The sequence below is a fragment of the Jiulongibacter sp. NS-SX5 genome (assembly GCF_052828545.1).
Window position 1 is genome coordinate 1,585,141 of sequence record NZ_CM128248.1, and the last position, 16,410, is coordinate 1,601,550.

The window sequence follows — 16,410 nt, forward strand, 5'->3', positions numbered from 1 at the left end:
GCTTTTGACCGCTTTAGAAGGTCAAAAACGAAAAGACAATTACCTTCAATGAGCAGCTTAGAAGAACAATTACGAAATCCGGTTTGGTATTCTTTGAAGGAGAAACATGAGGAGTTTCTTTTAGAATATGAGGATGTGCTGTTTTATCAGCCTGAAGTATGCACTTTCGGGGCATTTTTTGATGAACAAAGGACTCTCCAAGCAGCTAATACTTATAGCAAACTCACCGATCGTTTCTTTTACGTTTCTGAGCATCAAACGCCTCAAATTGATGAAACCAGAATAGTACTGGAAAGAAAGATAGATGGCTGTCAGATGGTGCCCAATCAATTAAGCGAGGTTCAGGAAACGGAAGAAATTCAACTTCTGGATGATTCTCACAGGGAGCAGGTTTACAATCTTATTATGATGGTGATGCCAGATTACTATCAAAAAAGAACCTATGAGATGGGTAAGTTCTACGGTATTTTTAAAGAAGACAATCTAGTAGCTGTGGCAGGCCAACGAATGCAAACCAACAGGTTTATTGAGGTAAGTGCCGTGGTTACTCATCCTGAATACACCAGAAGAGGCTTGGCTCGCCAATTGATTGCTCATAATGCCAAAGAGATCATCAAAGAGCAAAAAACGCCTATTTTGCATACCAATAAAGGTAATTTTGCCATTCCACTTTATGAAAGTCTTGGTTTTGAACTGACCCGAGATATGAACTGGTGGCTTTACCGAAAGAAGTAAGAAAATTGTTTTATTCCACCCATTAAAATCTGTCAATGAAACATCTGGCCCAATTCAATATAATTCGTCTCAAGGATGAGTTGGACTCGCCCGTCATTAAAGAATTTCGTGATTTTCTGGCTCCTGTCAATTTGCTGGCAGAAGAAAGTCCGGGCTTTATCTGGCGACTCAAAGATGAAGGCGGAGAAAGTGCCACTGACCTGGAAACTCCCTATGAGGACAAACTCATTTTTGTGAATATGTCGGTTTGGAAGGACTATGCATCATTAAAAGAATATACCTACAAGACTGTCCATAGCTATTTTTTAAAAAGCAGAAAAAAGTGGGCGAGTGAAATTCAAGGGCATAGAGCTGTGATGTGGTATATTGAAAGTGGTCATATACCTACCTTAGATGAAGCCAAAGCCAAATTAGAAAGTCTTAACATCAATGGCTCCGGACCTGATGCTTTTAGCATGACAGAAATTTTTGACGTGAATGGTCAAGCCCTTAGGAAGTAGCACACACTTGTCTATTTAAATAAGACCATTCTCTTTCTCCAAAATAAAACCCTTACCTTTAATGAATAGCCATAAAAACATAAGCCATTCACATGGAGGTCATTAACTTTATCTTAGGCATTGATCCTAATTATATCATCATTGGTCTGCTCGCAATTTTCTTTACTCTGGAGCAAGTCCTTGATAACCCATTTCAGTTTAAAAAAAGAGGAAAGCATTTTTTGCATAACCTCCTCCTGCAGATTTCATTTTTCCTGATGAATCTGTTTTTCTTGTCTGTACTTATCTCAGCTATAGAGTGGTTGAATGTTCAGGAAATTGGCCTCCTTTATTTGGTGGAATTGCCAGACTGGCTACGCCTGTTATTGGGTGTCCTTCTCTTTGATTTTTCAACGTATTGGCTTCACAGAGCATCGCATAAAGTGCCGTTCCTTTGGAGACTTCACCGAGTGCATCACAGTGATTCCAGCATGGATTCTACTACCACTTTCAGATTTCATCCTGTGGAGCTGGCTGTGGTGTATCAGGCGGGAAATATCGCCGCCGCCGCTGTATTCGGACTTGATGTGACTACACTAGCCCTTTACTACTTTATCGTTTACATTTTCTTCTTTCTCGAGCACTCTAACCTCAATTACCCCAACTGGCTGAATAAAACTCTCGGACTCATCTTTGTGATGCCAGATCACCACCGGGTGCATCATCATCAAGAGCAGTTTTATACCGATTCTAATTTTGCCGATATCTTCATTCTATGGGATCGGCTGTTTGGTACGTTTAAGCTAATTCCTGTCAACCAAATGAAATACGGCCTGGTGGAATTTGAAAAAGACGAGCAACAAACATTCTGGTATTTGATGAAAAGCCCGTTTATAGATATCGAAAGGAGAACGGATAAAAGCTAAATTGTAATCCAACACAAGATATTCCGGCTAAACAGCTCCTCTACTCAAGAAAATTAATTGAAACTCAAATTTATCAATATTTGAGGCCCAACCGTTATTAGAATTAATTACTCAAACACTTCAACTATTGAAAACAATCAACCTTCGTCTTTCATCAATTTGCCTACTAATAATTGGGCTTTTGAGCACTTATAACTCTTTTGCTCAATCCCCTTTTCGGCAGAAATTTGAATCAAAGGATATAACTCATTTTTGGGAAACTTATGATTTGATTCAATCAACGAAAGACACCTCAAAACATCGAGAAATTCTAAACGATTTATACCTGAACAAAGCTTCTGAAGGTCTCAATGGACTGATTTCGGCTAGAAATTATTCTGAAAACGAATTCCTAGATGCTATACGTTCATATCCGTCTTTTTGGGCTTCAATAAGATCAAATACAGAACAAGTTGCCGATTATGAATCTGAAATTGAAGAAGATATACAAAAGTTAAAAACGGCTTATCCCGATTTGAAACCAACTACTATCTACTTTACCATGGGAGCATTCAGAACCAATGGTACAGTTTATAATGGCGATGTTCTCGTAGGCAGTGAACTGGCTTTGGCAGATCAACATACTGTCATAGACGAATTGCCTGATTGGCGACAACCCTTTTATAAAGAATATAAACCCCTGCAAAATCTGGCTTTGCTGTGCACACATGAATACATACATACCCAGCAAAAAGAAATGGTATATAACCTTCTCTCGCAGTGTTTGTATGAAGGCACTGCCGAGTTTGTTTCATGTTATGTTACGGGAAAAACCTCCAGTCTTCCGGCCATAAAATTTGGTAAAAAGAATCAGGCTAAAGTTGTAAAGAAGTATGTCGAAGACCTTTACCTCAGATCAAACGATTATAATTGGCTTTGGGGTGAAAATCGGAATGAATTGGAAGTCAGAGACCTGGGGTATTGGATTGGCTATGAAATAGCCGAGAGGTACTTCAATAAGTCTTCAGATAAAAAACTAGCAATCAAAGAATTGATAGAACTTGATTACACGAATGAAGATCAGGTAGAACATATTGTTGATCAATCAAGCCTACTCCCTGAAACTATTGAAAGTTTATATCAATCCTATGAAAAAAGTAGACCAAGGGTTATCAAAATAGCTGAATTTGAGAATAGAGCTACCGATGTAGACCCGGGGATCAAAAGTATTACTGTATATTTCTCCGATAAACTCAATGGCATTCAAAATGGACTGGATTTTGGCCCACTAGGTGGAGATTTTTATCCGGAAGTTGACAATAGTACTCGTAAATGGGGCGATGATCTTCAAAGCTATTCCTTTGAAGTGAATCTTCAAGCCAACAAGCACTATCAGCTCGTCATAGGCTCAAATTTCAGACTTGTAAATGGTATTCGACTTAAACCTTATTTGATTGAGTTTAAAACGAAATAGTCTATTGATTCACTGAGGTGAAAGAAACCTTAAGAGACCCACTTCATCAAGAATGACGAACGGTTTTATTGCTATGTAGCACAACATCAAATAAGTATTCTTGAATCCGAACAAACGAAAACCAATTCGAGAAATTTCATATTTTTATACCTCTTATAAAATTCATTAAACCCCTTAAAATGTCAAAAAACACAATTAGTCTATTGATAGGAATTGGAATTGCCTCCATACTGGCAGGAGTCTATGCAGCTTACCGCAGTGGTGAATTTATGGATGCTGTCAGCGGGATATTTATTGGCATTTCTTTGATCGGCACTGTCTTGATTGAAAAAAACAAAACTTCTCAAGGTAAGTAGCAAATACAGCCCTGTCAGCCTGATTTGTCTAACTTTTTTGTTCAACTTTTATACTGTCAATAAGGGCTTCAAAAACGAATTCTTAGACAGCCCAAAAAAGGTTTGGAGCTTCTAAAACTATTTTCTTAGCTTTCTGTAATAGTCGAACTCGAAAAGTAACATTTACAGGCATAATGGGAAGTCCTCAAGACTATTGAGGCTCTCCATTTTTCTAAGTAAAAGAAGAACAGGAGCATGAAGAATAATCTTAGAAATATGATATGTTTAGATATTTATTTATCCAGCCTCTCAGAGAAAGAATATCAGAAAGCTATTCAATATATCGATAGACCAACCACTGAGTCGGCCCCATTACTCAGCTGGGATATTTTCAAGAACGGTTATGACCGCAAAATGGCAGAGACACTGAGACATCATGAACTAAAGCAGGTTCTTTCTTTTGCTCGTCAGTATCATTGGAAAAACGATTTAGAGGCTACTTTTGAAGAGACCGATTACGAGGCATTAATCATTACTGACCACCGCCAAAACATTATTTGGGTTAACGACGGCTTCTCCGAAATGACAGGTTATTCTAAACGCTTTGCACTCAATAAAACCCCTCGATTTTTGCAAGGCGAAATGACCTCATCTGCTACTAAAAGTAGAATCAGAGAGCAAATAGCCGCCAATAAACCTTTCAAAGATGTGATTGTGAATCACCGTAAAGACAATTCTACCTACACCTGTGAGGTAAAGATAGTACCCCTCTATAATGAACACACCACCCACTTCATCGCTTTTGAAAAGCAAGTGGTTTAGGTACCTTTTCAGAGCACTGTTTAAGCAATTTCATTTTAAGTTATCCAACGGAGGCATCCGTTGGTCGAAAAACAGAGGCTAAAGTTCACAAGTGTTTGTAACTTTAGTGCATGGAGGCTCCAGCCAGGCAAACATCCAGAATTGACGAAATAGATGCTCTAAGAGGTCTGGCCTTATTGGGTATTCTGGTGGTCAATATCTTTATTTTCCATGCCCCATACAGTTATTATGGTGAGTTCTATGGACATCAAGAAGGCATAAATGAGCTGATCATGAAAGTGGTGAGTCGCTTTTTTGCCGGCAAATTCCTTTTCATTTTTGCTTTTTTATTTGGCTTCGGAGCTGTGCTCCAGCAGCAAACCTTGGGTCATCAGTTCCCCGTTAAATTCAGAAAGCGAATGTTCGTCTTGCTGGTTTTTGGGCTACTACACACTCTCTTTTTCTGGTTCGGAGATATCCTCTGTTCGTATGCATTACTCGGTCTTCTACTCATCCCCGTAATGAAGCTAAAAGATGACCGTCTATTGAAAGTCTCAGTTCTCTGTTTCTTGTTTATTCCGCTATATTATTTTGCCGCCATTCTGTTTGACTGGTCTATGGTGCATATGGGCAGACCGATGGCAATGGATAAATTCATCGAGATCTTCCAGACAGGAAGCTATATGGAGATATTAAAACTAAGAATGAAGGAGTCTCTGGCTTTCCTTCCGGAAAACCTCGTTTGGTATATCCCTAAAACGTTTGGTCTTTTCTTATTAGGTGTTTACACAGCTCGTAAAAATCTTCTTCGGGAGCTTAAAAAATTCCCTCTGCCATTCTTAATAATTGGTTTGACCTTACTTCTTTCATCTACCATCTGGCAGCTGTACAAGGTGGATTTTTTCCTGCTCTTTGACCTGGAAGGTTTCCCTATCATTCGGCCATTCCTGATTGCCATGAATGAAACCTTCGGTGTCTGTATGGGCTTTGGTTATACTATTTGCTTTCTTTTGGCCTTTCAGAAAAACAAAAAGCTGGCTTTGTTCTTTGCTAAGCCCGGGCGTATGTCATTGACCATTTATATCGCACAGTCGTTGATCTGTGTGCTACTTTTTTACGGATTTGGTTTGGGCCTGTATGGCCAATTAACACCCTTAAGCCTAGTAGGAATTGCCACTGCTATTTATCTTTTGCTTACACTATTTAGCACCCTTTACCTAAAAGTGAAAAGGCATGGCCCATTGGAAATTGTCTGGCGGAAGCTTTCAAAGAATATTTAACAATTTCATGATCTGTATTTCTGCTCCTTTGTCGCAATTGAAGTAATTTCATCGGTTGAAAGAGTTATCTCTTTATAGCCATGAAGACCTACCATTTGATGAAAAGCTTTTTACTTTCCTTTTTTCTTAGCCTTGAACTCATTTCTTCCTTTGCACAGCACGGGCATACCCACTTAAAAATGGGTTTACATCATTGGGAAATACCCAGTAAAGACCCTGATCGTATCATTTTGACTTTTAATGGTGACCCCTCTACCAGCAGAGCTGTTACCTGGCGAACAGACACCACCGTTCATAATGCTGTGGCACAGATAGCCGAAGCCACCGTTAATTCAAAATTTGCAGAAAGTGCGTCCACTGTTCAGGCTCTTTCGGAGCCTTTTGACCTTGGTATGTATAAAGGAAACACCTCGCTGATGGTATATCATCATAGTGTCACTTTTACCGATCTGATGCACGATAAATTCTATGCCTATCGTGTAGGTGATGGGGCGGATCACTGGTCAGAGTGGATTCAGTTCAAAACCGCTAAGGAGACTTACTCCTCTACGCAGTTTGTGTATTTTGGTGATGCTCAAAACGATGTACTCTCACACTGGTCCAGAGTCATCAGAATGGCCTACCAGAAAGCACCGGAAGCTTCTTTTGTAATTCATGCCGGAGACCTGATCAATACCGCCCACCGTGACCATGAATGGGCTCAATGGTTTAAAGCTGGCGGATTTATTCACAGTCAGTGGACCGCTATACCTGTAGTAGGCAATCACGAGTTTAACTCACTGGAGAACAATGAGGCACGCCAACTTTCCATTCAGTGGCGACCTCAATTTACGCTACCTGTAGAAAAAGACCTGGACCCTGTACTACATGAAACGGTATTTACTGTAGATTATCAGGATGTAAGGGTAATAGTACTCAACTCTACAGACCAATTGGAAGAACAAACCGCTTATCTGGAACAGCAATTGAAAAACTGCTCAGCCAAATGGAAGATTATCACCTGCCATCATTCGATCTTTTCACCAGCTAAAGGGCGAAATTTTCAGTTTGCCAGAGACCATTGGAAACCGCTGCTAGATCAATATAACGTGGATCTGGTGCTCAATGGACACGATCACACCTATGCAAGAGGTCATGTACCTACCCGTAGTACAGATTCCAATGATAAAGACAACCTGAGCACAGTCTATGTCACCTCAGTGAGCGGTCCAAAACAATATTCTCTGGACCCTGAGCAAATGAAGTCATACACCGTAGACGGGTATGAGTTAGATAAAGCTGCTGAGCAAACTCAGTTTTTTCAGGTCATCAACATTGATGGAAATCAACTGACCTATAAAGCCTACACTGCCGTAGGCGAAGAATATGACGAGGCAGTGATTTATAAAGACTTTGCCACAGGCAAAAAGAGATTAGAATAAGTACGAAACCAATATTTGGATAAGTATCCCGTAGAAAAAGGAAAATAATGCTCGCTGATGTGCTTCACCTTTATTTCTCACCTAAAAGAGGCTTCACGATCTTTGAAAGTGGATTTCTTTAAAAAGCAAAAGAGTATCTTTTTTATTACTAATTCAAAAACTTAGTTCGGAGTCACATCTAAAACAGCTCCTGCTTCAATATTCAAAACAGCACCTTCATCTGTTTCAAGGCGGTAGGCTCGGGCATGATATCCGGACGGAAGGGTACACTTTTTAGTGTTTGGAATAATAGCAATACTACAAGGAGAGGGTATTTGGGGCACGCTCCAGTTGAAAGGATTAGTCCATTCCTGAGATAAATCCTCATTAAAGGTAAGCGAATGATGATTTACGCATTCGGGAGTCTTATCCACTAAAACATACAATTCAGTACTATTCCCATTAATGTCTATACTGAACCATAAGCTATCGGCATTGACTCCTTGTGAATTTGGTATAAAAATGTTGTTGCCGTAAATATAGTCTCCGGCTGCTTGTGTTAAGTTTTTATCTAAATACCAAGTAGCAGCTGGAGCATTTGTAGGAAAGCCTCCTTTATGGGCTACTGTTTCCACTGCTCCTGTACTCATTTGCCCGGCTATTCCCCAAAGAGCCAAGCCATCATTAGTCCAATTTTTAAGGGAGGGGCTGCTTCTGGAATTAATGTAGATGCCTTTGTTATTGACTTCCGATAGAAAACTTGGAGCCATTCCTTCTTGATTCGGTAATTCACTGTCCTGGAAAATAAAACCTGAATTATTGATCTTTGGAGTTAAGGAATTACTTGTATTTTCCCAAGGAGAACCCAGAGCAATGAACCCTTTACTAGCATTGTCAAAGTTGTAAGAATTTGCTATCCCTAAAGAGTTTGTAGAGTCAAGAAAGATAATACCGTTGTTCTCGAAGTCTCCTTCTGTATTTATTCCGGCTATTTCACATCTAGAGATAATCATTATTCCATCATTGATACAAATAATAGGGTCACTACCCCCACGTCCTGTATTTGGCGAATTCAAACCATAAGTTCCTGATGAGTCAATAGTCAATATGCCTTTATTATGAAACTGACTATTGAAAATGCCTTCTTTATCGGAACGATTTATTGAAATACTACTAAGGGGTTCGGTAAGAACTACTCCAGAGTAAAGTCCTCTCATGTTGACCTGTGAGATTTCTATTGAACCAAAATTATGAATGGTGTCCCTTATATTGAAACCATCGTCATCAACATTCATTAGTTTCAAAAGCCCGATATTCGAAAGTTTTCCCCGAACATAAATTCCATCCTCCCCAGTAGAATTAATTGAAATAGTAGCGTTAACCCCGTTCTCTATAAAAGTATCTGCACCCATTGTGATACCATCCCCTCCAGATGTGTCGATCTTTATCAATCCGTCAGAGGTATTGATCAATTTACTAGATGATCCTGTACTCATTCCAGCATGAGCACTTTCAGAAACTAGTAATTCTCCTGAGTTTTCCAGGTAAGCCGAAGAAGCCAGATATACTCCTTCATTGCCTGAAGATAAAATTCGTATCAATCCTGCATTCTGAAGACTATCCCTAACTTCAACACCAATTTCATCTGTATTAGAAACATTAACTGAAGACCCATTTTCATTTCTAAATGATCCATTACTTGTAATGTAGACGCCTACTTTATTTGTACTATCGATTATTATTTCTCCCTTATTCTCTAACCTATCATTACAGCGGAGGGCATTTTCATTTAGCTTTTTAAGTGAAATAAAACCTGAAACATCATTAATGAGAGATCCATTCATTATCTCAATGCCGTCTTCAACACTTACTAAACTTCCTGTATAATCCCTTTGATTTTCAATGATAATATTTCCTTTGTTTAGGGTTGAATCATTTGAAAGTATGTTTATTAAGAGCCCTTGAAGTTTATGATTTGAGATGCCAATACTTCCGTTATTTCTAAATTTCCCTTCAACAATAAAACCTTCAAACTCTGTGGAATCAATGATTACTACTCCACTACCGAAATTGGTAAAATCACCATTTGTACTAATACCATATTGAGGACTATTTTTGACGTTAAGAGTTCCTCTATTTAGTAACTGACTACTTGAACCAAGCTTCTCCAAATATGTATTCCTAATATCAATAGTTCCTTCATTTTCAAATACACATTCTCCAGAGTTAGCACCCATTACCAGGCCATCTTCAATTTGAACATTGCCAATTGCTTCGTTATAAAACTCACCTACTTCCCATAAATTCAGTGAAGTGGTGCAGTTCCTAATTTTCAGTTCTCCCTTGTTTACAAACACAGAGGGCACTCGAGCAAAAGGGCTGGACATTGTCTCCATACTTACTGCTGTAGTTGTATTTCTTACGATTAATTCTCCGTCATTTCTTACAGAACTGCTTTCAATAGTAAAAGCAACCCATGTACTATTACTACCATCAATAGTGAGTTTAAAGCCAGTTGCAATAACTAATTTCCCGTAATTTCCTCTCGCACAATCATCGCTCGTGAGTTCAAGCGACTTTACAGTAACATTCACATCCACATTCACAGAGTCACTATCTATGAGCACTTCATCGGTGGATGTAGGTACAGTATTGGAGTCCCAATTATCAGGTGAACTCCATTTATGGTCATGTGCCCCTCCGTCCCAGATGATAGTTTGAGCATTTGTAAGAAGAGCTGTAAATAAAAAAACTATTGACAGAATAGTTTTAGACGACAGTGGAGTATGATTCATTTGATCAAATTAAAGTCACACCCTTGTGGAGCCAAGTATGTTTTGTATTTAGTAGCTGTGGTTTTGTAATTGGCACACTTCTTTATAAAGAGGCAAGTCGACTAGTTAAGGTTCACCTCTAAAATGACACCAGGTTGCGTCATTCCTACTGATCTTTCAGCGGCATCGATTGTAGCTGAGCTAATTGTGTGATCAATGAGAATCGTTACCTCTGTGCCTCTAGTTACAATAACTTTAGAGCATTAATAGGCCTTGTAAATGGTTCGTTTTAAAAAAACTGGTTTAATAGAGTTTTAGGCAGATAAAATTTAATTCTGATATAGATCACCACAGACTCCAAAGACGGAAACAAAGATTTGGATAAGCATCCCGTAGAAAAAGGAAAATAATGCTCCCTGATGTGCTTCACCTTTGTGTCTCATTAAAAACAACACAAGAATGACACAAAAAACAGCACTCATTACCGGCGGCAGCCGAGGGCTAGGTAGAGATATGGCTCTTAACCTGGCCAAAGATGGCGTAAATGTACTCTTTACTTATTATAGCAATACGACCAAAGCAAATGAAGTGGTAGAAGAAATAGAGGCTCTGGGAGTGAGAGCCAAAGCTTTTCAATATGATGCCGCTAACTTAGAATCCGCTAAAAACCTGATTGACCAGGTCAAATCATATCTTCTGGAAAGCTACGAGGATGCCAACTTTGATTATCTGATCAATAATGCCGGCACGGGCACTTTTGGGCTTGTAGAACAAACAACTGAAGAGCAATTTGATGAAATGGTGAATATCCATCTAAAAAGCGTTTATTTCCTGACACAGGCTGCTCTTCCTATGCTAAATGACAGTGGTAGAATCATCAATATCTCCAGCGGTTTGGCACGATTCAGCATGCCGGGCATGTCTGCCTACGCCATCATGAAAGGAGGTATTGAAGTATTTACCCGCTATCTGGCTAAAGAACTGGGTTCCAGAAAAATAACAGCAAATGTGGTGGCTCCTGGGGCCATAGCCACAGATTTTGCCGGAGGCACCAATAGAGATAATGAAGAAAAACGCAGTATCATCTCCAATCTCACCGCCTTAGGTCGTGTGGGTGAGCCTGATGATATTGGTGCTGTGGTAGCTTTTTTATGCTCCGCAAAAGCCGGCTGGGTTAATGGTCAACGCATCGAAGTTTCGGGTGGAATGTTGGTTTAAGCTATCTCAATTTCTCTATCTTTAATCATGAGCAAAACGCTTCATTTTCTCAGTATCAGCGATTACCATAAATTCGCCAATCTGGCGGCACCTCGGCATCCGCTGATCAGCCTGATTGATTATAGTCAACTTCGTTATCCTGAGGATATCAAGGAATATAAACTCATCACGGGTTATTATGCCATTGGCCTTAAAAGGAATGTGCCATATAAGTTTTTCTATGGACAGCAGGAATACGATTTTGACGAAGGTCTGATGACCTTTATGGCTCCAAAACAGGTGATGCACATGCAGGAAAATCCCAATATCGGCGTGGCGAAACCCTCGGGATTTCTACTGCTTATTCATCCCGATTTTCTTTGGAATACTACTCTGGCTGCCAAAATAAGCTCATATGAGTTCTTTGGATACTCCATAAGTGAGGCCCTTTTTCTCTCTGAGAAAGAGGAGCTCATGATTAAAGATTTTATGCAAAATATCAGACGGGAGTCTGATGCCAACCTCGACCGTTTTAGTCAGAACATCATTGTCTCTCAATTGGAGCTGATTCTAAACTATGCAGAACGGTTTTATGAACGCCAATTCTTAACCAGAGGAAAGGCCAACCATCAGGTATTAGAAAAACTGGAGAACACTCTCACCAGACATTTTCAGGAAGAAAAACTAGTCAATACGGGTTTGCCGACTGTAGACCAAGTAGCAGCAGAACTAAACCTCAGCCCCAACTACCTTAGTAGTTTATTGAAATCACTTACGGGTATGAGTACGCAGCAACATATTCATCATAAATTGATAGAAAAAGCCAAAGAGCAGCTGTCTACCACCAGCCTTAGCATTAGCGAAATTGCCTACGATCTGGGCTTTGAACGCCCCGCATCGTTCACCAAACTTTTCAAAAACAAGACAGAGATGTCGCCGCTGGAGTTTAGATCTCGGTTTAATTAGAGGGACTCTTGAGTTTTAGTTGTTAATTTAAAATCCTCTGAAATACTCACACATACAAGCCTCTCAAATCAAAAACAACCTACTTGAATAACCTTTTGAGCTGTTTTACGGTATTAATTGACCAATGATCGGGTTCATTTCATCATAGGAAGAGCCTCATTTCTCCACCTGTTTAATGGTCCACTCAATATTCCAGCGTTTAAGGTAATCTTCAATCGGTCCGAGACCGACCTCTTTCCTTCTTTGGTTTACATATTGGGGTTCCCATATTTGAAAGACTTCTTGTTGACCAGTTTCACTATTCCGGGTGATCTGTGAACCATAAATTTGAGGTTTTCCATTTCTCATGTTTATTCTGTCCACCAGTAGGGCTAAATGACCACCACTCGATTCTCCTTCTAAAACTGATTTTTCAAGAAGGGGCAAGTACTTTTCTTGAATTTCAATAGGAGCATGCTGAATAACCAACCATAAGGCCATATTGGCGTGCCCACCCACTGCACTTTTACCAACCCAGCCCTTATCTTCCAAAATCTCAAAGACTTCTTTCTCATTGAGCTGGTCTTGTTCAGAAATCAAGCCCCAAAAATATGCCATCTCTTCTGAGTCTCTCCCAAATTTCTCCTCAGCATCAGTTAAGAGCTGTCTTAGCGTTTGGTCTCGAACATATATACGTCCCAATTGCTCCTGCAATGGTTTATCAAAATCCTTTTCATAAGCAGTTAGATTCTCTTGCACTTTGGCCAAAATCTCACTCCACCTATGAACTTCATGTAAACTTCGTAGATCCTTGTCTACTTTGATATGTTTCAGATTTTTCCAGCCTTTATCTGCTGAAAGGTTTAAATATTCTATTGACTGTAGCGTATCCCCTGTCAAGGCCCAGGAACAGGCAGCATTATAATATTCGTTAGAACTACCCTCATTTATTTTAAACGCCCGTTGGTAGGCTATGGCAGATTCCTGATACTTTTCCTGATTGTAATATTCTCCTGCCTCCCGAATCAAACCTTCAAAAGTTTGGGCATGAAGAGACAGAGTAGAAAGACTTAATAAAATGATGAATGCAGATTTCATGTGGTAATTGTGAATTTGTACTCTAAATATACCCGATATGACCTTCGCAGTAACTCTAAGATCCTTTCTTTCTTGTGACTTTAATATTTCATGAGCTCACCCCCTGAATATGATATTTGTTAAAGAACAAGTGAAATCATTCGAATTATTTAACTTACAAAACTATAATACCTTAACTATGGATATCCTCAAAAAAGCCACTGAATGGGCGAAAGCCGAATTATTTTCTACTCCATTTTTCGTCCTATTCGGTTTGGGCTTTCTGGCAGCCAGCCTTGGCTTTTGGCAGCTTGGCAAAACAGAAATCGCTCGAGCTTACATTATTCCTACGGCAGTGGCGGGAGCTCTCCTGGTAACAATAGGGCTTGGATTGTACTTTACCAATAAATCCAGAATCAAACAATTTGAAATAGCCCACTCAGCCGACGCCTCTGCGTTTATACAGTCTGAAATAGACCGAGCAGAAGCTACGCTCAAAGAGTATCAAAACATTGTTTTCAGAACAATTCCTTTAATTATTGCCACCTGTGCTCTCATCATTTTTTTCGTGGATAAACCCATCTGGCGAGCCAGCATGATCACTACCATTGCTATGATGGCCGTTATTTTGCTCATTGATGGAACAGCTCAAGCTAGAATAGCCGAATACAAAACAGAGCTAGACAAAGTATCATCGCTTAAACCGTGAGAACGAACGATCTACCCTCACGTTAAACTCAAAAGACATTTTCCAATTCAGATCAGAGCTAAGCTGCATTCTTAGATAAGAATGATTTGCCCCTTCGAAATCATACTGCTTCTCAGATTAATACTATGAATGCAGAGGACCATCGAAATTGATCTACACAATACGCCAAATCTTCGTTTAGATGAATTTAAGAAGGGGTTTTCGGGTAAATTGAAAACGTTTTCCAGGCCATTTGGTTGGTAAACCAAACAATTGAAAAAGCAATTAAAAAGAACTAACCTTGACTTCCTCCATTCATTCTCCTTACCTACGCTCTATATTTTTCTCCTTACTTCTGGTCATAAGTTGTCATGTTTTGACTGTGGCCCAAACCGGGAGTGAACATGAACCCATACGTTATATAGGGGGTAAGCATATTGACCCATTTAAACATGAAGCGGGTCTTAGGTATGCCATAGGTGTTGAGAATATTCAAACATTCAGAGCCAATAGATCTCACCCCGAATTGGCCGATAATTTCGGCTATACCTACAGCCATGCTTCAAATCTGGCCTATTGGAACGGTATGTTTTATCAGCAATATATCAGCGGTGAGTCTGATGAACATGTAGCTCCGGTACAAACTATGCTTACCACTTCTACAGATGGCCGTGACTGGAGTTTCCCGCAGGTGATTTTTCCGGCTTATGAGGCACCAGAGGGAGTGGAAATCCCTGAAGGTTCTCATGGATATATGATGCACCAGCGTATGGGCTTTTATGTAGCTCCTAACGGTCGCCTGCTTACGCTGGCTTTTTATGGTCATACCGATAATCCTTTCCGTGAAAATGGAATAGGCCGGGTGGTACGCGAGCTCTATAAAGACGGCACTATGGGTCCCATTTATTTCATCAGATACGATAGTATGACTGACTGGAATGAAACCAATACAGCTTTTCCGTTTTATCAAAACGCCACAGACAAGGGCTTTCTGGAGGCGTGCGAGTCTCTACTAGCAGATCCTTTGATGACCTTGCAATGGTATGAGGAGGATAATGGAGACGATGGTTTCTATGCCTTCAAAAAATCTGAACAAGCTTTTAACTGGTATCATAGAAATGATGGGAAGATTGTAGGACTTTGGAAGAAATCTTACGCCGCACTTTCAGAGGATGGCGGCCACACATTTTCTGATCCTGTAAAGGTGCCCACTTTTGTGATGTCTGGCGGTAAAGTCTGGGGACAGCGAACAGAAGATGGTAAGTATGCCATTTCTTATAATCCAATAGACCAAACGCAATACCGATTCCCGATGGCCATTAACACCAGTAATGATGGCATTCTTTATGATAATTTACTGCTGGTACAGGCTGAGGTGCCTGCCAGAAGATTTACTGGCCGCTGGAAAGACTTTGGTCCTTGCTACATGCGAGGAATCTCGCCAGGAAATGGCAATCCTCCGGGCTCTGATATGTGGATGAGCTACAGCATGAACAAGGAAGACATCTGGATCAGCAGAATTCCAACTCCGATCAAATACAAAGTAGAAGGCGACGTTAAGGACGACTTTGATAACATGACTACCGGTGGTGCTATCAAAGACTGGAACATTCATTCGCCAGCTTGGGCAAGAATTGAATTAATACAGGAAAACACAAAGAACAAAGCCATCAAACTCAGCGATAGCGACCCATACGATTATGCCAGGGCAATCCGAGTTTTTGAGGAAGGCAGCCGTGTCAAAGCCTCTTTTAAGGTCAAGGTACTGGAACAAGCAGAGGCGGACTTTGAAATAGAAATAGCCGACCAATTTGGCAACAGACCAGTTCAATTAATTTTTGACCTGGATGGACAAATAAAAGCCAAAGACGGCAACTCGCTAATATCTTTGAGACCTTACCAAAAAGGCGTTTGGTACACTCTTAACATTGAAGAAAACACAGAAGGACTTGGTTCATATTCCGTTTTGGTAAATGGAGAAAAAATAGGGAACGACTTATCCGCAGCCGTAGCTATCAAAACGGTAGAACGAATTTCATTCAGAACGGGAACATATCGTGACTTACCAAATAGAACTACCCCAAATGAAACTAATGACCCTCCCCTGCCGGGAGCCGATGAGAAGCAAAAAGAATCTGTCTACCTGATTGATAATGTATCCGTAAGTACCAGTCATTAACACATAGAAAGAACTGAACAATTCGACTTTTCCTTTTCTGTCCTAAATTGAAAATTCCTGTGAATTAGTTGCAGGACTTCATTTCAGTCAATTAAAAAATCAAACGCAGTTCAAGGACTAAAAAATGTAATTTAATTCGAT

At 40.0% G+C, this 16,410-nt stretch carries 14 protein-coding genes; 12 read left to right on the forward strand and 2 right to left on the reverse strand.

All coding sequences use genetic code 11. From position 1 onward, the window contains the following. The first annotated feature begins 48 nt into the window (after window positions 1-48). The 8 genes from ACUXV0_RS07110 (at window position 49) to ACUXV0_RS07145 (ending at window position 7,430) form a co-directional block, all read left to right on the forward strand. Window positions 49-735: a GNAT family N-acetyltransferase gene (locus ACUXV0_RS07110; RefSeq protein ID WP_446192383.1), complete on the forward strand. Its 687-nt coding sequence runs from the start codon at window positions 49-51 to the stop codon at window positions 733-735. 35 nt (window positions 736-770) lie between these two features. Further along, on the forward strand, window positions 771-1,235 hold the full coding sequence (locus tag ACUXV0_RS07115) for a DUF3291 domain-containing protein (RefSeq protein ID WP_446192384.1): 465 nt from the start codon (window positions 771-773) through the stop codon (window positions 1,233-1,235). 92 nt (window positions 1,236-1,327) lie between these two features. Further along, a complete protein-coding gene (locus ACUXV0_RS07120; RefSeq protein WP_446192385.1) occupies window positions 1,328-2,140 on the forward strand; it encodes a sterol desaturase family protein in 813 nt (270 codons plus the stop codon). A gap of 268 nt (window positions 2,141-2,408) precedes the next feature. Beyond that, window positions 2,409-3,593, forward strand: coding sequence for a gliding motility protein GldB-related protein (locus ACUXV0_RS07125; RefSeq protein WP_446192386.1), 1,185 nt, complete (start codon window positions 2,409-2,411; stop codon window positions 3,591-3,593). Window positions 3,594-3,772: 179 nt separating this feature from the next. Further along, window positions 3,773-3,949 carry a hypothetical protein gene (locus tag ACUXV0_RS07130; protein WP_446192387.1) on the forward strand — a complete coding sequence of 59 codons (177 nt, stop codon included), beginning with the start codon at window positions 3,773-3,775 and terminating at the stop codon, window positions 3,947-3,949. Between the two features lie 234 nt (window positions 3,950-4,183). Then, complete coding sequence (locus ACUXV0_RS07135; protein WP_446192388.1) at window positions 4,184-4,750, forward strand: PAS domain-containing protein; 567 nt, start codon at window positions 4,184-4,186, stop codon at window positions 4,748-4,750. Between the two features lie 110 nt (window positions 4,751-4,860). Further along, the gene (locus ACUXV0_RS07140; RefSeq protein ID WP_446192389.1) at window positions 4,861-6,009 is read left to right on the forward strand and encodes a DUF418 domain-containing protein; all 1,149 of its coding nucleotides are present in this window, start codon (window positions 4,861-4,863) and stop codon (window positions 6,007-6,009) included. A gap of 98 nt (window positions 6,010-6,107) precedes the next feature. After that, window positions 6,108-7,430: a fibronectin type III domain-containing protein gene (locus ACUXV0_RS07145; protein WP_446192390.1), complete on the forward strand. Its 1,323-nt coding sequence runs from the start codon at window positions 6,108-6,110 to the stop codon at window positions 7,428-7,430. Between the two features lie 161 nt (window positions 7,431-7,591). Here ACUXV0_RS07145 and ACUXV0_RS07150 read toward each other — a convergent pair whose 3' ends face one another. Further along, on the reverse strand, window positions 7,592-10,204 hold the full coding sequence (locus ACUXV0_RS07150; RefSeq protein ID WP_446192391.1) for a hypothetical protein: 2,613 nt from the start codon (window positions 10,202-10,204) through the stop codon (window positions 7,592-7,594). A gap of 438 nt (window positions 10,205-10,642) precedes the next feature. On the opposite strand from ACUXV0_RS07150, the gene ACUXV0_RS07155 reads away from it, so the two are divergent. After that, on the forward strand, window positions 10,643-11,401 hold the full coding sequence (locus ACUXV0_RS07155) for an SDR family NAD(P)-dependent oxidoreductase (RefSeq protein WP_446192392.1): 759 nt from the start codon (window positions 10,643-10,645) through the stop codon (window positions 11,399-11,401). 27 nt (window positions 11,402-11,428) lie between these two features. Next, the gene (locus ACUXV0_RS07160) at window positions 11,429-12,346 is read left to right on the forward strand and encodes a helix-turn-helix domain-containing protein (protein ID WP_446192393.1); all 918 of its coding nucleotides are present in this window, start codon (window positions 11,429-11,431) and stop codon (window positions 12,344-12,346) included. 156 nt (window positions 12,347-12,502) lie between these two features. Here ACUXV0_RS07160 and ACUXV0_RS07165 read toward each other — a convergent pair whose 3' ends face one another. Then, entirely contained in the window at window positions 12,503-13,423 is a 921-nt protein-coding gene (locus ACUXV0_RS07165) for a DUF6624 domain-containing protein (RefSeq protein ID WP_446192394.1), read from the reverse strand. A gap of 178 nt (window positions 13,424-13,601) precedes the next feature. On the opposite strand from ACUXV0_RS07165, the gene ACUXV0_RS07170 reads away from it, so the two are divergent. Continuing rightward, window positions 13,602-14,111 carry a hypothetical protein gene (locus ACUXV0_RS07170; protein WP_446192395.1) on the forward strand — a complete coding sequence of 170 codons (510 nt, stop codon included), beginning with the start codon at window positions 13,602-13,604 and terminating at the stop codon, window positions 14,109-14,111. A 280-nt stretch (window positions 14,112-14,391) separates the two neighbouring features. Then, window positions 14,392-16,269 (forward strand): hypothetical protein, encoded by a 1,878-nt coding sequence (locus tag ACUXV0_RS07175; RefSeq protein ID WP_446192396.1) that lies wholly within the window; start codon window positions 14,392-14,394, stop codon window positions 16,267-16,269. Window positions 16,270-16,410 lie beyond the last annotated feature (141 nt).